Genomic DNA, 24,328 nt, shown 5'->3' on the forward strand with positions numbered 1-24,328 from the left:
GGTAGGGCTCTGAATTGCCGTGGGGTCTGTTTTCGGGCCACGGGATAACCACTAGAAAAGATAATCATAGAGATGGATATATTAACAAGCAAGTGCTCGGATAGGTTCATGGCACATGTTCGCAAGCGACGTGACCAAGAGGCCGTCCGCTGGTACGTGCTCACGCTCCCTACCGCCGGTGGGAAGCGTGACAGGATCAGCCCCTCGAAGGGACTGGACGCTGAGCTTTTGCGGCGTGAGCGTCGTGGGGAGACGTTGTTCGAGTATTTCTCCCCCTCGTATGTCGAGGCGAGGAAGGTTGGCGGTAAGATGGTCAACACGAGGCAACCGCTGCTGTACAACTACGTGTTCATCCACGCCTCCGAGAACGAGATCTTTAGCCTGAAGCGTACGCTTCCCCTGTACAATTTCCTCCCCCGGGTATCTGACGGTGGACAATCTTATTTCCCCTATCTCTCCGATCGAGAGATGGATAGCTTACGCTGGATTGCGGCGTCTTACTCCAACGAACTTCCGGTGTACGTTCCGGATAGCGGCCGCCTGTTGAGGGGTGACCGTGTCCGCATCACCTCCGGCCCTTTTACCGACATGGAGGCCGAGGTGGTGGTACAGCCGGGCGGTGGCCATAAGGACGTGATGGTGCGTATCCTTGATTGCATATGGGTTCCCCTGTTCGAGGTGAGAGCGGGGGAGTACGAGTTGATCGAGTTGAACACGAGGGGCAAGCACGTCTATACCCATTTGGACAACGACCGTCTGTCGGAAGGCTTGCACGGGGCCTTGGGCCGTTACCATGCCTGCGGCGACGTAGGTGAGGAGGATGCCTGTCTGGCCCGTGAGGTCCTGCGTGGCTACGCCTCGCTCCGTGCTGAGACCGACGTGATCCGTTGCAAGCTTTACTCGTTGCTCCTTCCTGCTTATAGGTTGTTGGGCGATGAGGATGAGTTCGATCGTTTGCACTCCACGATGCGCAGCATGCTCCCGGTGATCAAAGCGGGGCAATCCCGTGCCTTGTTGCTGGTCACGCTGTACGGCTGTACGGACAGCAGCCTCTACCAGCGCATGGCGCACGAGTTGGTTGACCCTTGGCAGGACGAGGCTTCGCCCAAGAAGAGCAAGTCCGTGTTGATACGTCGTTTGCGTGATTACGACCGTTGGTTCGGGCACGTAGGGAGTTGACAAGTGACAGTTGACAGTTGCGCATAGCGATAAATAAAAGATATGAGAAAAGAGAGAGATATGTGCGAGGTTCCTTCGGGTATCCGTTTGATGAACCTGTTGCGTGATCATTTGACAGAGATCATGGATCGTGAGCGTGCGAACCAGAACTCAATCCACCTGTATTGTACGGGTCTCTACTGGGTTGCGTTCGAGCGTTCTGCCTATCAGTTGCGTCGTGCGTTCCCGGATAGCGAGACCACGCCGCTGTGCCTATTCGCCTACCCGTTCCCGATCGTGATGGTCTCCGTGACGGATCGTTCGTTGCGTTCGTACGTTCGCAAACATATATTGAGTAGGGATGAGTTGGATTACAAGCTATTGACCGTCCCCGGGCTTCCCTTGTCGGACTACCGTGAATGGCACGCTAGCGAGGTGGAGGGGTTGCCTTTATTGAGTGAGAGCGTATGAGTGCGATGCAAATACCGTTATTATTACTGTCCGGCTTCCTGACCTCCGTGTTTTTTGGCATGGTTATCATCCCTAGGATCTTGGTGATCTCCCACAAGAAACGCCTGTATGATATTCCGGACTCCCGTAAGGTGCATACGACCCCTGTTCCCTGTCTGGGCGGGTTGTCGTTCTTCCCGGTTATCTTGATGTCGATGGCCTTGGTGATGCTTTCGCCTTTACCTGTGGGCCTCGGACGTGTCGAGTCTGTCGCTTGGTATGCTCTATGAGTACCTTTTCCTGTTCGTGGGCATGACGCTGCTTTACTTGGTGGGTGTTGGTTACCGTTACAAGTTCGTCGTGCAGGTCGTGTCGGCTCTTCTGCTGGTGTTGTCCGGCAGCTGGATCGATTCGTTGGGTGGCCTGTTCGGGATTTATTCTGTCTCGGCGTTGGTGGGCGTCCCGGTCACGGTCTTCGCCGTGGTCTACGTGACGAACGCCATCAACCTGATCGACGGCATTGATGGCTTGGCCTCCGGCCTGTGTTGCATCGCCCTGTCTGTCCTGAGCGTGGTCTTTTTCATCCAAAGAAAAAGTAAGTCAATGTGTGCTTCATATCCATGGCGGGAGCGTGCGCAATATCTGGTGGGCGATCGTGAAGTATGTGCTGGGGGAAGGGTAGATGGCGGCAATCTACCTTAATATGGTCCCTGACAAAATCATATTGGCTAGCAGCCAATGTTAAATTCAAGATGTAATTTTTAACTAAATAGAGTGCTTACATCCCTGTGTGTAAATGCTTAATGGATAACGGGTGCACTGTATAAATCGTTTACATGGAAGAAGTAACCATGTTACTTGACCAATCATTTTTATCAAACAATATGGAAGATAGAGTTAGGATTATCGACTTGCCCAAGATCTTGGACAAGCGAGGCAACCTGTCTATTATTGAGGAATTGAGACACATTCCTTTCAAGATAGCACGGACGTATTGGATCTATGACGTTCCCGGTGGTGAGCGAAGAGGCGGTCATGCCTATAAGGAGAACGAAGAGTTCATCGTAGCCCTTTCGGGTAGTTTTGATGTGGTGATAGACACTGGTAAGGTGCGTACCACTTATGCCTTCAACCGCTCTTATTATGGCTTGTATGTTCCCAAGGGGCTTTGGCGTGAGATGAATAATTTCTCTACCAATTCCTTGGCCTTGGTATTGGCATCCACGCCCTATGATGCGGAGGATTACATTTATGATTATCAAGAATTCCTAAGGATAATGAATCCATGATATCCTTGCTACAATCTCTTCGTTTCATATTTGCTATCATGATTTTCCTTCATCATTATCCCGTGGATGGAACTGGATGGTTTAAGGCTGGTGGTTCTTGTGGAGTCTTGTTCTTTATGGCAATTGAAGATGGCTGTTTGTTTCTTGCTATCCTTTTGACCAGTTATGTGGTGTATCATTATTATGAGATTCCTGTTTCGAAATATTTAAAACGAAAAATAGTATGTGTAAAGTAACGGTTTATGGTTGCTCGATCGTGGAGCTTCCTAAGATTGAGAACCGGGCGGGGAATATCACACCGATCCATGGGAATGTGAATGTGCCATTTGATATCAAGCGGGTATTCTATTCGTATGACATACCGGGAGGTGAGGCACGGGGTGCTCATGCTCATAAGGCATGTCATCAGTTTCTGATTGCTGCAAGTGGTAGCTTTGAGGTGATGTTGGATGATGGGGTAAACAAGCGTACGGTTTTGTTGAATCGTCCTTTTTATGGCTTGCATATTCCTCCCGGCATTTGGGCTGCGGAACAAGGTTTCTCTTCTGGCTCCATTTGTTTGGTCTTGGCCTCAGATCTTTATGAAAAGGAGGACTACATTCGTGATTACAATGAATTTTTAGATTACAAAAAATGATACATTCATTAGCAGATGTCCAATCTAAGAAGATTGGTACTGGAACACGGATTAGGCAATTCTGTGTAGTTTTACCCGAAGCTACAATTGGAGCCAATTGCAACATCTGTATTCAAGTATTAATTTTTTTCCATTCACAACTGATCAGAAAAAAGGAGGTTGCGTAATGAAAAAAAGAGTTTTAATATTAGGTGGAGAGGGCCATGGAAGTGTAATAGCGTCATGTATAAATAGCAATCTTTCACATGACCCTAATTACGAATGGGAAGTTGCTGGATTTATCAATGATTTTGTTGAATCAGTAGATGGATATCCTGTGTTGGGAGGTACATCCGACATCGAGCGTTTCGTTTCAGAGGATTATTATTTTTCATGGGGAATTCATTTGATAGCTAAAAATCACAAAACAATTGAAGCTTATGATCGACTTGAAATACCAAAAGATAGGTTGGCTACAATAATTCACTATACTGCATTTATTGCAGAAAGTGCTGTGATAGAATCAGGTTGTTTTGTTATGTATAATGCATACATAGGTCCTAGAACTTATATAAGTGAAGGCACGATGATTAAAGCCAATACGTGTATAGGACATGATGTAGTTATAAAAAGGTTATGTCATGTGGCAATGGGTGCAATAGTTGGATCATATTCTGAGATGGGAGAATGCTCTGATGTGGCAATTGGAGCCAGAGTTCTAGAAAAACACAAAATAGGCTCTTGTGCAATGGCGGGAGCAGGTTGTGTTCTTACAACAGACATACCTGACAACCAAATATATGTAGGAGTTCCTGCAAAATATTTAAGAAGTTTATAAATTGAAATTAATCAAAATGATAAAGTTATTAGATCTTCAGGCAATCACCATGCAGTATGGTGATGAATACAAAGCCGCAGTCAATAGAGTTATTGAGTCGGGGTGGTTTCTTCAAGGCAATGAGAACAAGCAGTTTGAGGCTGATTATGCAAAATATATAGGTACTAGTGAGTGTATAGCTGTAGCAAATGGTCTTGATGCACTTTATCTCATTATGAAAGGTTATATTGAGATGGGTGTCTTTCACGAAGGTGATGAGATTATAGTTCCTGCCAATACTTACATAGCTACTATCTTTGCAATTACCAAGAATAATCTCATTCCAGTGCTTGTTGAGCCAACATGGGATAATCTAGAGATTGACATTGATCGCATTGAGGAGGCTATCACAGCAAAGACAAAGGGAGTGATGATTGTTCACCTCTATGGTCGTGTTGCTTACAATGACAAGCTTGGTGATATTTGTAAGAGGCACAATCTTAAACTGATGGAGGATTGTGCTCAGAGTCATGGATGTGCATGGAAGGGTGTAAAAACCGGTGCACTTGGCGATGCTGCGGCTCACTCATTCTATCCTGGTAAGAACTTGGGAGCTTTTGGAGATGCAGGTGCTATTACAACATCAGATGCAGAACTAGCAAGCGTGATTGGTGCGCTCGCAAACTATGGTAGCCAAAAGAAATATGTATTTAAGTATGTTGGCGTGAACAGCCGTATGTCTGAGCTCGATGCTGCAGTACTCGATGTGAAGTTGAAATACCTTGATGAGGACAATGCAAAGCGACAAGAGTTAGCTGCTTACTACTACGATAATATTAAGAATCCACTCATTACTCTGCCTTCACGCATCCCTAACGAGAACAATGTATATCACCAATTTCCTATTCTCTGCGAGCGTAGAGACGAATTACAAGAGTATCTCAAGGTAAATGGTGTTCAGACATTGATACACTATCCTATTCCTCCTCACAAGCAGGAGTGCTACAAAGAGTGGAATAATCGTGTATATCCTATTACAGAAAAGATTCATGACGAGGAATTGTCTATTCCAATGAATCAAATTGTGTCTGCTGAGGAGGCCAAGATTGTGGTTGATTTTTTTAATTCATTCAAATGATTGCACTAATTAATTTCAATACCTATCTTGGAGGTGGAGAGACACTTTTTGTACGGCTAGCAGAGTATTTCGAGAAGAAATGTCCTGAATTATTACTATTTTATAAAAGTGAAAGTTACATAGAATCGGATATAAAAAAGAAAGGTATTAATAAGAAACATTGTTGTCCTATTAATCTTCCAGTTGATTATTATTATCTTAATGATGCAGAGAGAAAAGATTTAAGAAATGCCATATTATCTTCTTTCGATAGAGATGTTAAATATGAGGTTTTCTCATTTTGTGCACGAGATTTGTATTTGACTACAGATTTAACAAAGGAAGAATCGTATCATATCAAATTGGCTCATTTAATTCTTCATGATCAAGACAATCTGTATTGTTGTCAAACACTTCTTGATAAATTAATCCTCAAACTGCGAGGAAAAAGAAATTTTTCTTCTAAGAAGATGATGAAGTTTAATACGAATCTTTTCCGTGAGGTGCAAAGCAAAGGCGTATTAATCCCGATGAGCGAAGTTATCGTAAGATTATGGGGGCGATATGGAATTCAAATACCAAAAGATAATATTGTACCCTTACCTACATGCTCATTCCCTGACTACTCTTTCAAGCCTGTTAACAATAAAAAAATCTTGTGGATTGGCCGGTTTGTAAATTTTAAGCTTCCTTCATTGTGCGCAATGCTGAATTTCTTGAAAAGGCATCCCGATTATTCTCTATCAGTTGTAGGCTATGGCGCAGAGAAGTTTGTTCAAGATTATATGGATAAAAATTGCATTGATCGCAATCAAGTTGTTTTCTTAGGCAAAGTTGATTATGATAAATTGGGCGAAGTAATACAAGGTCATGCTATTGGCTATGCTATGGGCACTTCGATAATTGAGATGACTCAATATGGAATTCCTGTAATTATGGCTATGGCTAGTCCTGACTACAAGTTGTTTAGCAAAGATATCTGTGGTGGTTTATATGTTAATAAGAGCCAAGGTAACGTTGGCGTGGATTTATTCTATGACAATGATTTGAATAAATTCCCGACTATTGATGAGACAATATCAAGTATAGAAGGTGATTATCTTAATTCTGCGAAGTCGTCATATGAATGTATTCGAAAGATGTTTGATTTTGAGACTAACGCAGAAGCGTATATATCATCTTTAAAGAGAGGAGAGTATATTAAATATAAAATATCTATACCTCAAGCATGTTTATTAAGAAAAGTAATATTTATACACTTGAGAACTTGTTATGAACATTCTTAGTATTATCAGGCAAAAGCTTAAGCTATTCTATATTTTTAAATTAGGAAGTTCTTTTGGAACACAACTTGTCTCTCTTTTCCTTATATATTTATTTAGTCCAGATGAATATGGACAATTAGCTCTTGTGATTACCGTTGCGCAATTGTTGTATATATTAACTACTGGATGGACTGACCCGACTATTGTTAATATTGGAACAAAAGAGTATATAGAAAAAGGGTCTTACAAAAACATTGTTTTATATAGGCTGATAATTGTATTTATATGTTTCATTTTGGTAAGTTTATCTTACGTAATATTTAAAGAAAGAATAACGGATCTAATAAAGGATGAATCATATATAGGAGAAACTTTCATTCTTTTTCTTGGATTCTCCATTCAAAGTTTCTTCAATCAATTATTATATCCTTGCTCAAAGAATAATTTGCAATCTATGTTTGATATTGTTTATACCATATTATTCGTTTTAATCGTATGTTTTTTTTGCAGAAGCATTAAGTCATACGTATATATATTCTTTGTGCTAAATCTGGCTTATGCTGTACTTGTATCAATATTTTATTGGAACTTTTTTACAAAAGATAAACTTAATATAAGTTGGAGTGGCTTTAATAAAACGCTATATTTTTCTATTTGGCAAATATTGGGGGTCTTAGGTATTTATCTGACAAATTTGGGTGTTAATTATGTTTATGCAATTGAGAACATAAGCGTATCCGATATAGGTTTGTATAATGTTGCATATAAACTATTTAGCGAGTTTACTCCGATATTTGCTATTTGTGTGATAATAATTCCGCAATGGATATATGGCTCCAGAAATAAGGACAAGTTAATAAGAAATATAAGAAGGAATACCGCTATGGGTGTTGGTGCTTTATCATTTGTATATTTATTAATATATTTTTTATTGACTCCATTTTTAAACTTGATAGGAAAATATGAATATTTACAATCAGTTGATTTTTATTTATGGTTATTCCCGGCATTTGTTTTTATGTGTTATAGTCAAATAATACAGTTGATAATTATGACTACTTCTGCTTTTAAATATATCCAATATGCAACTTTAGTTCAAGGAGTAATACTCGTTTTTTTTTGCTTTGCTTTTGTGCATTTTTTTGGTATAATAGGTGCTATAATATCTGTGACAATTGCGTATTTAGGGAAGTCAGTTTATCTGTATAGTATCTATCATAAAAAAGCTATTTATTTAATAAAAAATATTTCTGAATATGAATGAAAATGTAAAAATTCTTTGTTGTTACTACAAGGAGAATGAATTTGTTCCATCAGATGATATCTATTTCCCAATACAATGTGGTAAAGCATCAACAGGCTTAAACCTAAAAATGCAGGGTGATGATATAGGTGATAACATTAGTGCCCGAAATCAATTTTGGTCTGAAATTACAGGATTATATTGGTTTTGGAAGAATATGAAGCCTGTTGACTGTGTTGGCTTGTGCAGCTATAGACGTTTTTTTAATTTTAATCATAGTCGTTTTATGCCAATGATAAAGATTTTACAAAAATCTAATTATGCAAAAATTAATGATATTAAAATCCCTAATATTGCTAGGATCTTATCAAAATACGATATTGTGACACCGAAAAAATGTTGGTATGCATATAGCTTGTATAATGTAAATAGAATGAATTATTATATTGATGATTTCAAAATATTGCAAGATATAATACATGAATTGTATCCTGAGTATGATGTCGCTTTTATAGAATTGCTTCGTAAACATAATTTTGTATATGGACATAATATGTTTATAATGAAGTGGAGCCTATTTGATGATTATTGTAAATGGGTATTTGATATATTATTAGAAGCTGAACGCAGAATTGATGCAAGCAATTATCCAATAGATAAAATTAGAGTATTTGGCTATATGCATGAACTGTTGCTTACGTTGTATATCTTCAAAAACAATCTGAAGAACTATCAAAGTCAGATTAATTGGGTCACAGACGAAGTAAGTAAATCTCAGTTTAATAGCTTGAAATATAAAATTGCTTGTAAATGCTCTTTTTTTCTTAATAAACCAAGAAATTAGATTTTAAGATATGGTCTATGTTTTTATTGGTCTTCTGCTATTATACTATTGCTATCGACACGATATAAAAGGCCTATAATAGATTAAAAAGAGGATTGCCAAATAATATTAGGCTTTTTATCCATTATTTGCGATATAAACTACTAAGTGGGGGGCATGATGTAGGCAAACTTCTTATCGGTTGGTTTGTTGTCATTCTCATAAGCAGATAAGCCCAACTTCTTCACCCAGTTCTCTACGGTATTGTAACATGGAACCTTTCCACATTTGCCTTCAAGCACCTCATTGAAGATTTCAAGTATCTTCACTACAGTGCGAAGGCCACAATTGGTACGAATGTAGATCAATACACAAAGCAGAACGATCAGAAGAGAGTATCTATGTCTGGGAATAGGGTCGATAACAAATTCTTTTGTTCTTCGGTCACGGTCACGGTCGCTACGTCTTTTTTTTGACTTCCTTCTTCACCTCTTTAAGCTTGGCCTTGTCGGTCGCTTTCTGAGATTTAAGCTAGGCATTCTCTTTACGAAGACGTTTAACCTCCTCTTCGAGGGTTTCTTTATCGGGTTTTGAATCTATCTTTTTCATTGTTTTTAGTTGCTTAATTATTTTACTTAGTTGCTAAAAATCAATGATATATACAAACTGTCAAAGAATTATTTTGCTAACTAAAGCGTTAAAAATGAGAGTGTTGTGTTAACAATAACAAGGGTGCTTAATACTACGTTTTTGGGAACGTAAAACTGGACACCCTATTAAATATTAAAGATTATGAATGAAATGTTAAATTATTGATGTGCTATTATAAGGACAATGATTTTGTTCCTAATAGTGATATATATATGCCTATCCAATGTGGTAAGGCATTTACTAAACTAGAATTAGGTATTTCTGGTGATGGCACTGGTAATAATATTAGTATTCGTAATACTTACTGGTCTGAAATCACAGGGCTATATTGGACATGGAAAAATATGGAACCTACAAAGTATGTAGGTCTCTGTAGTTATCGTCGTTTTTTTAATTTCTCACATGGTTTTTCCTAATCTATGATCAAAATTTTACCAAATATTTCATATGATTTTGTGAACGATGTTAATATCCATGATATTTTAGTATTATTATCAAAATACGATGTAATAATGCCCAAAAAATATTGGTATGCATATAATTTAAGAAATGTATGTCGTATGAATTATCATATTGAGAATTTTGAAATTTTAAAAAAATATTCACGATAAATATCCCGATTACGACAACGCCTTTGATGAGTTGTTTAAATTTAATAATTTTGTTTATGGTCATAATATGTTCATAATGAAATGGAATATGTTTAATAGCTATTGCTCCTGGGTATTTGATATCCTCTTGGAAGCAGAAAGGTTGATTAACCCTTCAAATTATTCCATTGATAAAATTCGAGTTTTTGAAAGTCAATTAACTTGGGTGACTGATGAATTGTCAAGTACTCACTTTAATGATAAAAAATATGTTTTAGCTTGTAAGTGTTCCTTCTTCTTTAATAAACCTAGAAATTAATGCTTCCATATATATTATTTGGAATGTATCTGTTGTATCTTATTTTTAGATATGACATATGCTTAAAAAAGAATAATAAATTACGTCATATTTACATATGTCTACTTTATTTATTTTTATTGGTTGGCTTAAGGTATCAATTTGGTCCTGATAGTTATTCTTATGAAAAGGAATTTTCGTCATTATATAATCCTATTGGAACTGAAACTTTGTATTATCCTCAATTAGGTAGACTTTATCCTCCTTTATGGATTGGTTTAAATATTTTTTGTAGAACCGTCGGTGATTTTGTTTTACTTCAATTGATATGTAGTTTTGTTTTTAATATATGTATTTTTTACTTTATAAAAAACACTACAACAAAAGTTTTTACAGCTCTTTTTCTTTTTTTTATTTATGACTATCTATATTTTTCGACAGATATTTTACGTGAATCTTTGGCTATAGGTATTGATTTAGTGGCCCTGATAATGTTTTTTAAAAACAAAAAAATATTATCGATTATTTTGTTATTTATCGGTTTTAGTATTCATATATATTCTATTTTCTTTATTGTAACTATGTCATTTCTTTATTTTGGTATAAGTAAAAAGGTTGTGGCAATAGGTGGATTGTTTTTTGCTTTTTTTGTTAATTCGCAAATAAACGCTACGGATTTTATCGCAAACTACCTGTTTTTAGGCGATCCTACAGGATATGGAGATGGCTTTGAAAATATTTCCTTATTGGGATTTGCATTTAAGTCCTCTGTTGCTTTAATTCTTATATATTTCTTGTATTTGAATAAGAATAATAATAATGATTCTCCTTTTCTATTGATTACAAAAAGTAATAATGATCTTAAAAAAATTCTATATGCTTATTTTGCTACGGTTTTAATGCGTTATTCCATCCCTATTGCTGACCGTGTATTTAATTATTTTGAAATTATATATTTGGTCGTAATTGTTGAAGGTTTATATAGATTTGTTATTTGTAGAGGGACATATCATCAAAAAGTTTTGAAATTGACAATATTAATATTTATAACATATTTACCATTTTACATGATTAATTCAGGAACGAGTGATAAGGGCGTTTCTATGTATGTTCGTTACTATCCTTATAATTCGATTTTCCAAAAAGAGTATATAGAGGATAGAATAAAGTTTTATATTGAAGATGGTAGATAGTATTTTTAATTATGATATGTCATGTTTATTTGGGAACTAGTGGCAACGCTAGCCTATATTTTGACGAGATTTATAAGGTGCTAGAATGAAATGGATATAAGCAGAAGGCTTTTGCTTATTACTATTATATATTTAGTTATGGATCAAAAATGTTTTTTTAAGGGGGATGTAGCATATGGGTTAGAAAAAAGGAAGATTAAGAAAGTTTTTTTTTACTACTTGAAGTTCTTAAAGCTTATGTAATTATACTAATCAAATCAATTATTAATAGGCCCGTTTTAATTAATTATTTACATGCTGGTAATAGTTTTTTCTTTGTATCTTGGTTTTTAAATTACTTAAGGTGATATCTGGTTCGAAACTCGTTATTACCTGTCATGATGTAGCACGTAATAGTGGTTGGGATTCTGAAATGAAATATAGGAAACAAATATTTCATCATGCAGATTTTCTTTTAGTTCATACAGAAAAATCAGTATATGATTTAATCAATTTGTTTTCTATAAATAAAAAACAAAATTATCGAACATCCTTTTCTTGTAATGGATTTAAATAAACTGAAAAGAAACTATTCAACAAAAGAATATTCACCTGTAGATTTTCTATTTATAGGCCATTTAAGAAAAGAAAAAGGAATAGAATTCTTATTAAAAGCATGGGAGAGCTTTTATTCCATATGTCCTATGGCTACGTTAAGAATATGTGGTAAAATAGTCGTGGTTAAGGTTGACGGTGTCCCAGAGAATATGGCTGTTCAAGAGGCTTCTCCCTCGGTTGAGGTTCAGAAGCCATCTGGTGGTGCGGATAAACCGGTTCGTATTTGGGTAGAGATTCGCATAAGCAATGGATTGCACTTATCCCGTATTCGACCCTTACAGCGTAAGTTGTTTTGCTAGTTAGTTTCTATTTTTGTCTTCCCCCAAAAAGTATGGAGACAAAAGAGTATTTTGAAAAGATTATGCAGGATTACAACCAGCACCGCAAAGGCTGTAATCTCCGTAAGTATTGTACAGATGAGGGTATTGACTATAAATGTTTGGTTGAGTATAAGAAAAATTATGGAGCTTGCCATTCATCCGGCACGGCTGATTCCTCTTCCGGTGCCTCGTTTATTCCTCTTCAGATTATTGAAGAGCGTTGTGAGTGTCCTACCAGCGCTCCTTCCTCTACGGGTGGTTGGTATATCAGACCGCTTGTCTTGTCTACCCCCTGTGGGGATGATATAGAAATCTGCAGTAATAATCTGGCAGCGGTCTTGGATCTGCTTCGTAAAATGACCTCTTGAGATGTTGAACTTTACTAATCGGACTCGATTCTATATCAGCAGCGTTCCTTCCGATATGAGAAAAGGGGGTGACAGCCTGGCTGATTTAGTGCGCATGTGTTTTTGACTTGAACGGTTATGTCGTCTACCAGAAATGGTTCGATGACGGCAAACTTCTCCGTCCGAAGTTTGAGGCTATAAAAGCCTGTCATCGTATCAGTCGTGAGGAGGTGATATTGTTGTTTTCCAATGCCGTCCAGTCTAATCTATATATTTACGATTATGACAGAGAATCAGAAAAATCAGTCTTTCGCTTCCGAATGGGCGAAGATCACCAAGTATCAGGACCGTTTGGATAACAAGATTGAGGATGTAAGGAAAGAGTTGGAAAGCGAGCGCTTAAGGAGTAAGTTAGGCAATTGGAAATCAAGTGGCTATGTGGTGTTTTTTAACGGTGTGTATGCTTTAAAATCAAGAATTTCTTCAACGCATGTTCCTATGTAGTAGATTTTGCATAAAACAAAAATAATATCGAATGAAAAGAAAGGATGTTTTTCATGTTTATTGGGGTACGCAGGGTAATGGAGGTCTTTATTTAGATGAGATCTATCAAGTGTTGAAATCTGTGGGGATATCACAAGATGTTTTCGTTAGCTATTATTATCCTCTGGCTTATGGTAAGAAAGTGTTTTTTAAATATACGGATTTAATTAGCGGAAAGAAACGTAATCGGTTGAGTCCTTGTATCAGATATGCGGAATTGACTTGGGGATTGATGGTGACATTATTTTATGTATTGATATATCGACCTCGTGTTGTAAATTATTCGCTTATTACTTATGGATTTTTTGTTGAGAAGTTGTTTTTTAGGATGATCCGTATTGTTTCTAAATCTACTCTTGTATTGACTTGCCATGATGTGTTACCTTTTCAATCAGAATATTCACATGGCCATTCTGCTATAACTAGAATGCATAAGACTTTGGCTATCCCGGATTTCTTATTGGTGCATAATTTAAATTCACAAAGAGATCTATCTTCTTATTTTGGCATTTCGGAACTAAAGATTTTGAAGCATGATTTCCCTGTTATGGACTTATCGAAGATATTTGACATTACACGACCTTGTAATAAAGAATTTGATTATTTGTTTATCGGGTATCTCAGGAAAGAAAAGGGTCTTGATGTTTTATTAGAAGCTTGGAAAAGATTTCATATTCGTTATCCAGACTATACCCTTTGTATAGCAGGAAATCTTCCCGGTTATTCTCATTTGCGAGTTGATGATTATGCTGGTTTGAATATTACATTTCGTTTGCAGTATTTATCAGATATGGAGTACTGTAAATTGATATATACATCCAAATGTGTTGTCCTTCCTTATTGGAGGGGCACAAATAGTGGAGTGGTATCTACTATTATTTCCTTGGGAACGGATGTTATAGCGTCAGATATCCCTATGTTCAAGAGTAATCCTATGTTAGATGAGGAATCTCTTTTTGAAGCGGGTAATGTGAATGCCTTGGCTGATAAATTGGAGGAAAAAAGATATTGCGTAAGCTGTCAAAAAAAAGACATATATAAATATCGGTTAAGTTTTAATGAACAGGTTTTAAATGTATATCATAAGCTCTTGGGTAAAAATTAAAAATAGATAATAGCTAACGAAAGAAAATGATTAATATCTGATAATTTTAAAATATGAGTTTATATGCATGGAAGTATAATTTATAATGTAAAAGGCTATCCATCGAGAGTACCTTTTCATCCGGATAGAGTATATCCTGAATTTTCGAATAATCCTCATTTGGAGATTAGTGATAGTCCTAATCTTGTATATGATTCGGTTAGGAGATTATTTTTAGAGAATTATCCACCCAAAGATGACGAAGACCTTACGTATTGGAATCCTTTACGCATCTTGGTCCCAGAGGGAGGTGTCGTGACAATCAAGCCCAATATGGTTCGCCACTGGAATGAGAAAGAGGATTCAGATATTTTTAGTGTAATTACGCATTGGTCTATAGTTCGAGTCGTTATAGATTATGCTTTATTGGCCGTGGGACCTAATGGTAAAGTTTATGTTGGGGATGCTCCTCATTGGGATTGTGATTTTTCCAAATTGGAAACGATCTTGAATATCGAAGAGTTTAGAAAATTTTATGACTCTTACGCTTCGGGACAGGTTCACTTTGTGGATTTTAGGCCAGAGTGGTTTGAGGCATCTGGGGTTGTTAACACGAAGAAGGGACTGAAGTTGCAGGGTGACCCTAATGGCTATTATTTGGTTGATCTAGGTAAGGACAGTATGTTTAATGATTCTTCTCTTGATGCTAAGTTGTTTTATGGATCTGGCTATGACAATAAAGATACCATACATGCCCATTCGGAGGGAAGACATCAATATCTAATTGCAGGTACACCAATTGTTTGTGATCTATTTATAAATATACCAAAATTGAAGACTCATCATTTGTTGGGGTTGACTGTCGCAATGAAGAATTTGGTAGGCATAAATGGAAACAAAAATTATCTTCCGCACTTTAGACTTGGTTTCAAGGAAGAAGGAGGCGATCAATACCCGAAAAAAACACCATCATTGCTGTTGAGATATTATGTTTTAAGATATCTACTTCCTTTATTAGCTAAAAGTTATCTGCTAATGAAATTTTGGGGAATACTCTTAGGTCTCGTTCATAAATCAGGAGGAAAAAATCCTTATGCGGGTGGAGCTTGGCATGGTAATGATACTGTGTGGCGAATGACCTTAGACTTAAACCGCTGTCTTTTATTTACGGACAAAAAAGGGAATTTGAATCCAATGACTTCTAGGAAGTATATTAATATTGTGGATGGTGTTATCAGTGGTGAAGGGGAGGGACCTATGTGTGTTTCGGAAAAATATACAAATCTTCTAATCCATACCCATAATCCGTTAGTAGCTGATGCTATAGCGGCTCAACTAATGGGTTATGACTTAAGGCATATGAAATTATTGGTGGAAGGTGTAAAAAAACATCGTTTTGACCTATTGCCAGACATAGATGACCTTTCTTCTATTCCTATACGTATCTTAAAGGCACAAGATCCGGAAGTGAAAACAAAGAATACATTACTCATTAAAGAATTGGAAAGTTTGTCTTTTAAAAAACCAGAGGGTTGGAAAAATGAAAAATAAATCGTTACTGATATCGTTAGCGGATAGATACAATGGATTTTCTCCCTATCCTATTTTAGATAAAATAAATGGATCGCAGTGGTTATCGATGCAGGAACTTGAGTTGATTCAACTTTCTTCTCTAAGAAGGTTATTGTCCTTTGTAGCACAATCTGTCCCATTCTATCAAGCTTATTTCAAGGAACATGGATTGACTTGTGAGGATTTTAAGTCATTGGACGATTTGAAGAAATTACCTATTATAGATAAGACGTGCATCAACTCGCAATTGAATAGTTTTGTGAGCGAATCCGCTACAAAACCAATTGTCTGGTTAAAAACGACAGGGTCTACCGGGGTTCCTTTTAAATTTGTGAGAACACGTCTTGCTCAAAGTTATAAAATAGCTAGTAGGTTGAGGTTCCGTAACTGGTATGGGGTAGGACGATGTGATCGTCTATTGAATGTGTCCGGGATTCCTCCCCAAGAACATGGTGTTGTTCAGGATTTGGTTCATTATCTACATTATAAGGCGACATCAAAACATGAGATTTACGCATCGGAAATAACGGATGAAAATATAACAGACGTGGCAAAGTCAATAGATCTCCTTTCGCCCAAAGTAATAATGGGATATCCAAGCGGTATTGCATCTTTAGCTATAAAATTAAAAAATAGCCGGTTGGATATTCATAAGCCATTAGCCATTTTTACTAATTCCGAATCTTTAAATCCACTTCAGAGAAAACAGATAGAGGATACCTTTGGCGTGATTCCTCGTTCGGATTATGTGGCGACAGAGGGGTCTATCGCCCATGAATGTCCTTGCGGTGGTTTGCATGTCGATATGGAGGAGTGTATTGTTGAGATTGTTAATCAAGATGAGAATGGAGTAGGAGATGTGGTACTGACATTCTTGCATACTTTTGATTTTCCTTTGATTCGTTACAAAATAGGTGATCGTGCTAAATGGGACTTAACGCCTTGCGCATGTGGGCGGGGACTTAAAAAGATCAGTTCGCTTCTTGGACGCTCTGCGGATGTTATCAAACTTCCCAATGGAAAAGAATATTCTGCGGCTAATATAAATATGCGCATAGCTAATTATGATTTTATAGGCAAGGTTGAACAGTATCAAATTATCCAAAAAAATAAGGCAAATATCCTTTTAAAATTAGTCTTGCTCGATAAGAAGGACGTAAGTACTCCGTATTTATTTAAGGAAGAGCTTTCTAAGATTTTTGAGGGTTGTATGATTTCTCTTGATTTGAGTGGGGAGTTGATTAGAGGTAAGGGTGGAAAATTACGAACCGTGATAGGATTATGATTTTTTGTGGTGATATCGCTTTACCTTTTGTGGGAAGTATTGACTATTCGTCTATCCCTCTATCTATTAGAGAAAAAACATGGTTTGGAAATTTGGAGGGTAGCTTATTGATCGATTCTTCCGCTTATTTGTCTCGGAAGGTTGTTTTCAATGATTATGATGCGGTAAGGGATTTATGCCAGAGCTTTTCGTTTAAGGGATTCGGATTGGCGAACAATCATTTGTTGGATGTTTGTTCGTATAAACAGACTGTTGATTTATTGTCTAGGCTGGATGTCGAGCCTGTAGGAGCGGGGGAAACTTTAGAGGAGGCAGAACGTCCATTGTTGGTAGAGGATGAGTATGGGCAGTCTTTTGCTATCCTTGCTTTTGGTTGGAATGTAATAGAGTGTGTATATGCATCGAAAACAAAAGAGGGAGTAAATCCTTATGAAAAAGAACATGTTTTATCCTCTGTTAGGAAAGCATTATCTCAATATCCGAAGAGAAAACTTATTTGTTTTTTTCATTGGAATTATGAGTTGGAATTATATCCTCAACCTTTTGATCGGGAACTATCTAAGGTTTTAATTGATCTGGGAGTTTATGCGGTTTTGGGTTGTCATGCTCATAGGGTTCAACAAATAGAATTTTACAAAGGACGTCCGATCGTTTATGGATTGGGTAATTTTTTATTCCCTCAAAATATATATTGGAATGGAAAATTGAGATATCCAAGGTTCTCTTATAATGAATTAGTGTTTGAGATATTACCTGATAATCAATTTAAAATATATCGTTTCTTTTATGATGTAAAGAACATGTCCGTTCGTGCTATTGATATGTGTGAGGCTTTTGATGATTCAAATAATATCATGGCAATTTATGGTGAGTCCGATTATAATTACTTTTTTCAAGAAAATAGATATCATAAGAAATTTCTTCCTATCTTTTATTTTTCCGATAGTAAAGTGTTGCTGGATCTTAAAACCAAGTGGGTATTGTTTAGGGGAACGTTTGTGAACTTAGTGAAATATTTTATAAGAAGTTTATGATAAAAAAGTTATATTATCTATCTCCTGTTATAATACAGAACTTTCTTTGTTCATTGAAAGGTTTCTTGATTTGTAGAAAGCGATTGAATAAGAATTTTAAGAAGCAGTTGTCCCTTTTTGATAAATATGCTTATCAGCCGGAGGCGGAGCTTCGTTTGTTTTTGCAGGAGATTCGAACTGTCCCTTATTATCAAAGGTTGTTTAGAGATTTTGGCTTTAATGTAACAGCAACTAATCTGTATAAGGAGCTGTTGAAATTACCTATACAGACAAAGTTAGATGTTAAAACTCATCATAATGACATTGTAAATCTGAATTTTATAGGAGAGACTTATTTGTTGCATACAAGTGGAACTACGGGCGGGGGATTGGTCTTTCCTTGTAGCCGGGAGATGGAGAACAAGCAATGGGCTGTATGGTGGAGATACCGTGGTTGGCATGGGATTGACTTGAATACTTGGTGTGGATGGTTTGGAGGTCGTACGATTATTTCTACAAAGAATACAAAGGCTCCGTTTTGGCGTATTAATTATCCGGGCAAACAGGTTATGTTTAGTGCGTATCATTTGAATAAAGATACTGTGGAGTTGTATTATCAAAAACTGAAAAGATCGGGACTAACTTGGTTGCATGGATATCCTTCTCAAATATCTTTATTAGCGTCCCTTATTGCGGATCAAGGATTGACTCCTTTACATTTTGTTACACATGTGACATTTGGAGCCGAGAATTTATTGGAAGGCCAAAAACAAATTATTAGTAAAGTTTTTCCTAACGCAAAATTGACACAGCATTATGGTTTGGCAGAGGGGGTAGCTAATTTGAGCCAAGATGTACATGGAAGATGGAAAATTGATGAGGATTTTGCGTATGTGGAGTTTGTTCCGATTTCTGAGGAAGATCCAACAATCTGCCGGATTGTTGGTACTGGTTTTTCAAATTATGCGTTTCCCTTGGTTCGCTATGATACGGGAGATATCGCAAAAATTGAACGATTACCGAATGGCACAGTGAATGTCTTATCTATAGATGGACGAAAAGAAGATTATATATCGTTACCTAATGGAGTTAAACTTGGACGTTTAGACCATATATTTAAAGATTTAGTAAATATTCAAGAGGCTCAGATTTATCAAAAATCGATCTCAGAGATAGAATTTAGAATTGTAAAAGGGCAATTTTATAGCATTGCGGATGAACAATTGCTTTGGTCTGAGATTCGTTCACGGATCACAGATTCAATTAAAATTACAATTTCTTACGTAGACAAGATTTCTCGTACAAGATCAGGGAAATTGAGACTGGTAATTTCAGATGTAAAATAGGATAGATGATGAAACAAATAATTCAAGACCTCAAATCCGGGTCAACCATCTTGGAGGAAGTTCCTGTTCCTCAAGTGAAATCCGGTCATGTTTTAATCCAAACGACTCGTACGTTGGTGTCTCTTGGAACGGAGCGTATGCTCGTGGAGTTCGGCAAGGCGAACCTGATTGATAAGGCACGGCAACAACCGGATAAGGTGAAGCAAGTTTTGGACAAGATCAAGACGGATGGTTTGCAGCCGACACTGGAGGCCGTGTTCAATAAGCTAGGGCAGCCTTTACCTTTGGGATATTGCAATGTCGGACGTGTGGTAGCTGTAGGGAAAGGTGTCGCTGAGTTCAAGGTGGACGATCGGGTGGCCTCGAACGGGAATCATGCGGAGTTTGTTTGCGTGCCGAAGAACTTGGTGGCGAAGGTGCCGGATGATATAACGGATGAGGAAGCGGCCTTTACGGTGATTGGCTCGATTGGCTTGCAAGGAATCCGCTTATTGAATCCTCAGTTGGGCGAGACGGTCGTGGTGGTCGGTCTGGGATTGATTGGTCTGATGGCGGCGCAGTTGTTGAGAGCGAACGGCTGTAAGGTTATTGGGGTGGATTTTGACCAGCAGAAGGTGGATATGGCCGCTTCGAAGGGAATCGTGGCTGTTAATCCGGGCAAAGGTACGGATCCGGTAAGGCTCGTGGAGGATTATACGGGTGGTATCGGTGCGGATGGTGTCTTGATCACGGCCTCCACGCAAAGCAATGAGGTGATCCATCAAGCGTGTGAGATGTCCCGTAAGCGGGGACGGATCGTGCTGGTGGGTGTTATCGGATTGAATATGCGAAGGGATGACTTCTATAAGAAGGAGTTGAGTTTTCAGGTATCTTGCTCGTATGGGGCCGGACGTTATGACGAGGAATATGAGAACAAGGGGCATGATTATCCGTTGGCTTATGTCCGCTGGACGGAAAAGCGTAATTTTGAGACGATACTCCATGCGATCTCATCCGGATCGTTGGATGTCAGGCCGTTGATAACGGAAGAGGTTGACTTGGCAGACTATGAGGAGATCTATGGCGATATGCGCAAGAAAGGATCGATCGCCTCTATATTGCGGTTTCCCGCTGATTCAAAAATGGAGTCGGTTGTTTCTATCGGCAGTAATGCTTTTGTGAGTGGAAAGGGCAAGATCGGAATCATAGGGGCGGGTAATTATACCTCCGCCATGATCATACCTTGCTTGGCTAAGGCCAAAGCGAGAATCAAGTATATAGCTAGCGCCCAAGGCTTGTCTGCCAAGATATTGGCGAAGAAGGCGGGAGCGGAGAACGCTACCTCGGATTATCAAAACATATTGCGAGATCCGGAGGTAGATCTGGTGATGATCACGACACGGCATAACCTGCATGCCCGTATGGTGATAGAGGCTTTACGGAATGGGAAAAGCGTATTCGTGGAGAAACCGTTATGTTTGAATAAAACGGAATTGGATGATATCGTACAGGCCTATCAAGAAGTTCCTAAGGGCACGACCTTGACGGTTGGTTTTAATCGCCGTTTCTCTCCGTTCGCCGAGAAGATGAAGCAATTGCTGGGTGATGGACCAAAGAATATAGTGGCAACGATGAACGCCGGCTTTATTCCGCCGGAGGTATGGGTACATGATCTTGAGATTGGTGGGGGACGTATTATTGGCGAGGCTTGCCATTTTATTGATCTATGTTCTTTCTTGGCGGGCTCGGAGGTCGTGGCTGTTTGTATGAACGCATTAGGAGAAAATCCGGAGGAGAATACGGATAACGCTAGTATATTACTTCGTTATGCGAACGGGACGAATGCGGTGATCAATTACTTCTCAAATGGTTCAAAGTCGTACGCGAAGGAACGTGTGGAGGTTTTCTCTCAGGAGAGGGTCTTGGTCTTGGATAACTGGCGTAAATTGACCGGGTATGGTTTTAAGGGTTTCTTATCGATGAAGGCCGGTATGGATAAAGGGCAAAAACGTCAATTTACGTTGTTGAATGAACGTATCCGGGAGGGCGGTGAGCCTTTGATTCCATTTGGGAGTATATTGAATACGACAAAAGCTACTTTCGCTTGCATTACGAGCTTGAAAGAAAGATGTTGGGTGAATCTCTAAAATTATATATTTCTACTCTTCGGAACTTGAGATCTCGCCAAGTTCGTTATCAAGTCTGGTATAGGCTACGGGCATATATTAGGAAATACAGGAGCTTTCGGTATGTATTGTCATTACCGAGAGTGGGACATCCTTTGTCTTTTAAACTTTTCATCTCGAAATATACGGACTTGGATAGTGTTACGGGGCATTTCTCTTTCTTGGGTAAGGAATCCGCTTTTCTAGGATGGAACGATGAGAGCTTTGGTAAGTTATGGTCCTATAATCTAAATTATATGGACTACCTTCATCAAGAAACTATATCTTTCGAACAGGCCGTTTGCTGGATCGATAAGTTTGTCGATGAAATAGAGGGGAATAGGAATGGTCTGGAACCTTATCCGATCGCTTTACGAGGCATCAATTGGATCAAGTTCCTGTCGAAATATCATCCTTATATTCCGGCAGAGAATAAGCGAGAATGGGACTCCTCCTTGTATGCCCAATATAAGATTTTACTGGATAATCTGGAATATCATCTTTTAGGGAATCACTTATTGGAAGACGCTTTCTCCTTGTTATGGGCCGGGCTTTATTTTAAGGATGAGCCGATCTATCAAAAGGCGAAAGACCTATTATTTAAAGAGCTGGAAGAACAACTCCTTCCGGATGGCGCTCATTACGAGCAATCACCGATGTATCATTGTATATTATTGGATCGGTTGCTGGATTGCTATAATGTCTCTATGAATAATTTAAGGTTTATAGGGCAGGAAGGTCTGAATGAACGCTTACGGGAGAAGGCTCGTAGCATGTTGGGGCATGTAGCCTCTGTCGTTTATAAAGATAATACGATACCTCTCCTGAATGATTCCGCTGAGGGAATCGCGCCTTCTCCGGCTCAATTGTTTGAATACGCTAAGCGATTGGATATGGATTGGGAAAAGCTTCCGATGGGAGCGTGTGGCTATCGAAAATTGATGGCGGGCCATTGGGAGGCTATCGTGGATGTTGGAGACATAAAGGCCTCTTACCAACCCGGCCATTCGCATGCGGATATGTTCAATTATGAGTTGCGGATAGGGGGTAAGCCTTTCGTTATAGATACCGGAATTTCTACGTATGAAAAGACAGCCCGTAGGCAATACGAGCGTGGCACGGCGGCCCATAATACGGTGATGATAGGGGATAAGAACTCTAGCGAGGTATGGGGTGGCTTTCGTGTGGGGAGACGGGCAAGGGTGACGCTTCTCAAAGATTCTCCGAATGAGGTGGAGGCTTGGCATGATGGCTTTGGTTCCTTGGGTAAGCATCATCGAAGATTTATGATCGATAAGGATCGTTTTAGGATAGAGGACTCTGTCTCAACTGGCGTGAAAGCCGTAAGCTTGATCCATCTGGCTCCGGATGTGGAGATCATGTCTTGTTCACGGACTGAGATCGTGACGAATATCGCGGCGATAAGAGTGGCCGGCGCATCCTCTGTCGAGATTGTAGAAGATCAAGTGTCATTTACGTATAACCGTTTTCACCTATCTAAGACAATTCGTATTCATTTTGTGAAGAAACTTTCTTATACAATAGGTTGATCGTTGTTGGACCATTCTTGATCAGCCTAAGATCTTACTTTTAAAAAATAACACATATTTCTTATGAAAGCATGTTTCATGGGTTTGGGCTATATTGGCCTGCCCACGGCTATTATTGCCGCAAAGCACGGGGTGGAGATCGCCGGAGTGGATATCAACGCCCAGGTGGTGGAGGTTACCAACCAAGGGAAATTGCATATCATCGAGCCGGGTATGGAGGAGATGTTGCGGGAGGTACTGGCCTCCGGGCATTTCAAGGCTTACACCGAGCCTCGGGTGAGCGACGCTTATTTCATGGTGGTACCCACTCCCTTCAAGGGGGATCATGAGCCGGACGTATCGTTCGTGGAGTCGGCTACCCGTATGGTGCTTCCTTTGTTGAAGGAGGGGGATTTGTACGTGATCGAGTCTACCTCGCCGGTGGGGACAACCGAACGGATGGCTAGTTTGATTTTCTCGGAACGGCCGGAGCTGGAGGGCAGGATCTATATCGCTTATTGCCCGGAGCGGGTGCTTCCGGGTAACGTGATCTATGAGTTGGTGCATAACGACCGGGTCATCGGCGGTATGGACGAGGCCTCCACCCGTAAGGCGATGGAGTTCTACGGCCAGTTCGTGAAGGGTACGCTTCACCCAACGAATAGCAAGACGGCCGAGATGTGTAAATTGACCGAGAACTCAAGCCGGGACGTGCAGATCGCTTTCGCCAATGAATTGTCGTTTATCTGCGATAAAGCGGGAATCAATGTGTGGGAGCTGATCGATTTGGCGAACAGGCATCCCCGTGTGAATATCTTACAGCCGGGTTGCGGAGTTGGCGGTCATTGCATAGCGGTGGACCCTTACTTCATCACGGCGGAGTTTCCGATGGAGAGCCGTATGATCTCTACGGCTCGTGAGACGAATAACTACAAGGCATTTTGGTGCGCTGAGAAAGTGAGGAACGCCATGCTACGGTTTGAGCTGAAGCATGGGCGTAAGCCGGCGGTGGCAATGATGGGCTTGGCTTTCAAGCCT

At 39.1% G+C, this 24,328-nt stretch carries 23 protein-coding genes and 1 pseudogene; all 24 read left to right on the forward strand.

Going from position 1 to position 24,328, the window contains the following annotated elements; all coding sequences use genetic code 11:
- The first annotated feature begins 72 nt into the window (after positions 1-72).
- Positions 73-1,179, forward strand: coding sequence for a transcription termination/antitermination protein NusG (locus DW033_RS22615; protein ID WP_122383166.1), 1,107 nt, complete (start codon positions 73-75; stop codon positions 1,177-1,179).
- 42 nt (positions 1,180-1,221) lie between these two features.
- The gene (locus DW033_RS22620) at positions 1,222-1,629 is read left to right on the forward strand and encodes a hypothetical protein (protein ID WP_122383167.1); all 408 of its coding nucleotides are present in this window, start codon (positions 1,222-1,224) and stop codon (positions 1,627-1,629) included.
- Positions 1,630-1,634: 5 nt separating this feature from the next.
- Positions 1,635-2,196 (forward strand): annotated as a pseudogene (locus DW033_RS22625) (MraY family glycosyltransferase); the annotation flags it as partial.
- Between the two features lie 296 nt (positions 2,197-2,492).
- The gene (locus tag DW033_RS22630; RefSeq protein WP_122383168.1) at positions 2,493-2,897 is read left to right on the forward strand and encodes an FdtA/QdtA family cupin domain-containing protein; all 405 of its coding nucleotides are present in this window, start codon (positions 2,493-2,495) and stop codon (positions 2,895-2,897) included.
- Positions 2,898-3,120: 223 nt separating this feature from the next.
- On the forward strand, positions 3,121-3,534 hold the full coding sequence (locus tag DW033_RS22640; RefSeq protein WP_122383170.1) for an FdtA/QdtA family cupin domain-containing protein: 414 nt from the start codon (positions 3,121-3,123) through the stop codon (positions 3,532-3,534).
- Between the two features lie 166 nt (positions 3,535-3,700).
- Positions 3,701-4,351: an acetyltransferase gene (locus tag DW033_RS22650; protein WP_122383172.1), complete on the forward strand. Its 651-nt coding sequence runs from the start codon at positions 3,701-3,703 to the stop codon at positions 4,349-4,351.
- A 16-nt stretch (positions 4,352-4,367) separates the two neighbouring features.
- A complete protein-coding gene (locus DW033_RS22655; protein ID WP_122383173.1) occupies positions 4,368-5,468 on the forward strand; it encodes a DegT/DnrJ/EryC1/StrS aminotransferase family protein in 1,101 nt (366 codons plus the stop codon).
- On the forward strand, positions 5,465-6,733 hold the full coding sequence (locus DW033_RS22660; protein WP_122383174.1) for a glycosyltransferase family 1 protein: 1,269 nt from the start codon (positions 5,465-5,467) through the stop codon (positions 6,731-6,733). Before DW033_RS22655 ends, DW033_RS22660 begins: the two co-directional genes overlap by 4 nt.
- Entirely contained in the window at positions 6,720-7,976 is a 1,257-nt protein-coding gene (locus DW033_RS22665; protein ID WP_122383175.1) for a lipopolysaccharide biosynthesis protein, read from the forward strand. The genes DW033_RS22660 and DW033_RS22665 overlap by 14 nt, the downstream gene beginning before the upstream one ends.
- The gene (locus DW033_RS22670) at positions 7,969-8,799 is read left to right on the forward strand and encodes a DUF4422 domain-containing protein (RefSeq protein WP_122383176.1); all 831 of its coding nucleotides are present in this window, start codon (positions 7,969-7,971) and stop codon (positions 8,797-8,799) included. Before DW033_RS22665 ends, DW033_RS22670 begins: the two co-directional genes overlap by 8 nt.
- Before the next feature lie 794 nt (positions 8,800-9,593).
- Entirely contained in the window at positions 9,594-9,845 is a 252-nt protein-coding gene (locus DW033_RS25400) for a DUF4422 domain-containing protein (RefSeq protein WP_122383177.1), read from the forward strand.
- A gap of 184 nt (positions 9,846-10,029) precedes the next feature.
- Positions 10,030-10,338 (forward strand): DUF4422 domain-containing protein, encoded by a 309-nt coding sequence (locus tag DW033_RS25405; protein WP_122383178.1) that lies wholly within the window; start codon positions 10,030-10,032, stop codon positions 10,336-10,338.
- Positions 10,338-11,510 (forward strand): EpsG family protein, encoded by a 1,173-nt coding sequence (locus DW033_RS22685; protein WP_122383179.1) that lies wholly within the window; start codon positions 10,338-10,340, stop codon positions 11,508-11,510. Before DW033_RS25405 ends, DW033_RS22685 begins: the two co-directional genes overlap by 1 nt.
- A gap of 542 nt (positions 11,511-12,052) precedes the next feature.
- A complete protein-coding gene (locus tag DW033_RS25115) occupies positions 12,053-12,406 on the forward strand; it encodes a hypothetical protein (RefSeq protein ID WP_122383180.1) in 354 nt (117 codons plus the stop codon).
- Between the two features lie 32 nt (positions 12,407-12,438).
- The gene (locus DW033_RS22695) at positions 12,439-12,795 is read left to right on the forward strand and encodes a hypothetical protein (RefSeq protein ID WP_122383181.1); all 357 of its coding nucleotides are present in this window, start codon (positions 12,439-12,441) and stop codon (positions 12,793-12,795) included.
- Between the two features lie 261 nt (positions 12,796-13,056).
- Positions 13,057-13,278: a hypothetical protein gene (locus tag DW033_RS22700; protein ID WP_122383182.1), complete on the forward strand. Its 222-nt coding sequence runs from the start codon at positions 13,057-13,059 to the stop codon at positions 13,276-13,278.
- Positions 13,279-13,309: 31 nt separating this feature from the next.
- The gene (locus tag DW033_RS22705) at positions 13,310-14,422 is read left to right on the forward strand and encodes a glycosyltransferase (RefSeq protein ID WP_122383183.1); all 1,113 of its coding nucleotides are present in this window, start codon (positions 13,310-13,312) and stop codon (positions 14,420-14,422) included.
- 63 nt (positions 14,423-14,485) lie between these two features.
- Positions 14,486-15,952 carry a DUF362 domain-containing protein gene (locus DW033_RS22710; RefSeq protein WP_122383184.1) on the forward strand — a complete coding sequence of 489 codons (1,467 nt, stop codon included), beginning with the start codon at positions 14,486-14,488 and terminating at the stop codon, positions 15,950-15,952.
- The gene (locus DW033_RS22715) at positions 15,942-17,258 is read left to right on the forward strand and encodes a phenylacetate--CoA ligase family protein (protein ID WP_122383185.1); all 1,317 of its coding nucleotides are present in this window, start codon (positions 15,942-15,944) and stop codon (positions 17,256-17,258) included. The genes DW033_RS22710 and DW033_RS22715 overlap by 11 nt, the downstream gene beginning before the upstream one ends.
- Complete coding sequence (locus tag DW033_RS22720) at positions 17,255-18,292, forward strand: CapA family protein (RefSeq protein ID WP_122383186.1); 1,038 nt, start codon at positions 17,255-17,257, stop codon at positions 18,290-18,292. The genes DW033_RS22715 and DW033_RS22720 overlap by 4 nt, the downstream gene beginning before the upstream one ends.
- Complete coding sequence (locus DW033_RS22725; RefSeq protein WP_122383187.1) at positions 18,289-19,617, forward strand: phenylacetate--CoA ligase family protein; 1,329 nt, start codon at positions 18,289-18,291, stop codon at positions 19,615-19,617. The genes DW033_RS22720 and DW033_RS22725 overlap by 4 nt, the downstream gene beginning before the upstream one ends.
- An 8-nt stretch (positions 19,618-19,625) precedes the next feature.
- Positions 19,626-21,743: a bi-domain-containing oxidoreductase gene (locus DW033_RS22730; protein WP_122383189.1), complete on the forward strand. Its 2,118-nt coding sequence runs from the start codon at positions 19,626-19,628 to the stop codon at positions 21,741-21,743.
- Positions 21,725-23,311, forward strand: a complete 1,587-nt coding sequence (locus tag DW033_RS22735) for an alginate lyase family protein (protein WP_122383188.1) — start codon at positions 21,725-21,727, stop codon at positions 23,309-23,311. Before DW033_RS22730 ends, DW033_RS22735 begins: the two co-directional genes overlap by 19 nt.
- A 63-nt stretch (positions 23,312-23,374) precedes the next feature.
- A partial coding sequence (locus DW033_RS22740; RefSeq protein ID WP_122383190.1) for a nucleotide sugar dehydrogenase occupies positions 23,375-24,328 on the forward strand: 954 nt, incomplete at its 3' end.

Origin of the sequence: Parabacteroides sp. AF39-10AC (assembly GCF_003635405.1) — a bacterium.
In the GTDB taxonomy this organism is placed as follows: Bacteria; Bacteroidota; Bacteroidia; order Bacteroidales; family Tannerellaceae; genus Parabacteroides; species Parabacteroides distasonis.

What these genes read in the sequence shown, in the direction of transcription:
- DW033_RS22615 (WP_122383166.1), top strand. Translation starts at nt 73, where the DNA reads ATGGATATATTAACAAGCAAGTGCTCGGATAGGTTCATGGCACATGTT.
- DW033_RS22620 (WP_122383167.1), top strand. Translation starts at nt 1,222, where the DNA reads ATGAGAAAAGAGAGAGATATGTGCGAGGTTCCTTCGGGTATCCGTTTG.
- DW033_RS22630 (WP_122383168.1), top strand. Translation starts at nt 2,493, where the DNA reads ATGGAAGATAGAGTTAGGATTATCGACTTGCCCAAGATCTTGGACAAG.
- DW033_RS22640 (WP_122383170.1), top strand. Translation starts at nt 3,121, where the DNA reads ATGTGTAAAGTAACGGTTTATGGTTGCTCGATCGTGGAGCTTCCTAAG.
- DW033_RS22650 (WP_122383172.1), top strand. Translation starts at nt 3,701, where the DNA reads ATGAAAAAAAGAGTTTTAATATTAGGTGGAGAGGGCCATGGAAGTGTA.
- DW033_RS22655 (WP_122383173.1), top strand. Translation starts at nt 4,368, where the DNA reads ATGATAAAGTTATTAGATCTTCAGGCAATCACCATGCAGTATGGTGAT.
- DW033_RS22660 (WP_122383174.1), top strand. Translation starts at nt 5,465, where the DNA reads ATGATTGCACTAATTAATTTCAATACCTATCTTGGAGGTGGAGAGACA.
- DW033_RS22665 (WP_122383175.1), top strand. Translation starts at nt 6,720, where the DNA reads ATGAACATTCTTAGTATTATCAGGCAAAAGCTTAAGCTATTCTATATT.
- DW033_RS22670 (WP_122383176.1), top strand. Translation starts at nt 7,969, where the DNA reads ATGAATGAAAATGTAAAAATTCTTTGTTGTTACTACAAGGAGAATGAA.
- DW033_RS25400 (WP_122383177.1), top strand. Translation starts at nt 9,594, where the DNA reads ATGTGCTATTATAAGGACAATGATTTTGTTCCTAATAGTGATATATAT.
- DW033_RS22685 (WP_122383179.1), top strand. Translation starts at nt 10,338, where the DNA reads ATGCTTCCATATATATTATTTGGAATGTATCTGTTGTATCTTATTTTT.
- DW033_RS25115 (WP_122383180.1), top strand. Translation starts at nt 12,053, where the DNA reads ATGGATTTAAATAAACTGAAAAGAAACTATTCAACAAAAGAATATTCA.
- DW033_RS22695 (WP_122383181.1), top strand. Translation starts at nt 12,439, where the DNA reads ATGGAGACAAAAGAGTATTTTGAAAAGATTATGCAGGATTACAACCAG.
- DW033_RS22700 (WP_122383182.1), top strand. Translation starts at nt 13,057, where the DNA reads ATGACAGAGAATCAGAAAAATCAGTCTTTCGCTTCCGAATGGGCGAAG.
- DW033_RS22705 (WP_122383183.1), top strand. Translation starts at nt 13,310, where the DNA reads ATGAAAAGAAAGGATGTTTTTCATGTTTATTGGGGTACGCAGGGTAAT.
- DW033_RS22710 (WP_122383184.1), top strand. Translation starts at nt 14,486, where the DNA reads ATGCATGGAAGTATAATTTATAATGTAAAAGGCTATCCATCGAGAGTA.
- DW033_RS22715 (WP_122383185.1), top strand. Translation starts at nt 15,942, where the DNA reads ATGAAAAATAAATCGTTACTGATATCGTTAGCGGATAGATACAATGGA.
- DW033_RS22720 (WP_122383186.1), top strand. Translation starts at nt 17,255, where the DNA reads ATGATTTTTTGTGGTGATATCGCTTTACCTTTTGTGGGAAGTATTGAC.
- DW033_RS22725 (WP_122383187.1), top strand. Translation starts at nt 18,289, where the DNA reads ATGATAAAAAAGTTATATTATCTATCTCCTGTTATAATACAGAACTTT.
- DW033_RS22730 (WP_122383189.1), top strand. Translation starts at nt 19,626, where the DNA reads ATGAAACAAATAATTCAAGACCTCAAATCCGGGTCAACCATCTTGGAG.
- DW033_RS22735 (WP_122383188.1), top strand. Translation starts at nt 21,725, where the DNA reads ATGTTGGGTGAATCTCTAAAATTATATATTTCTACTCTTCGGAACTTG.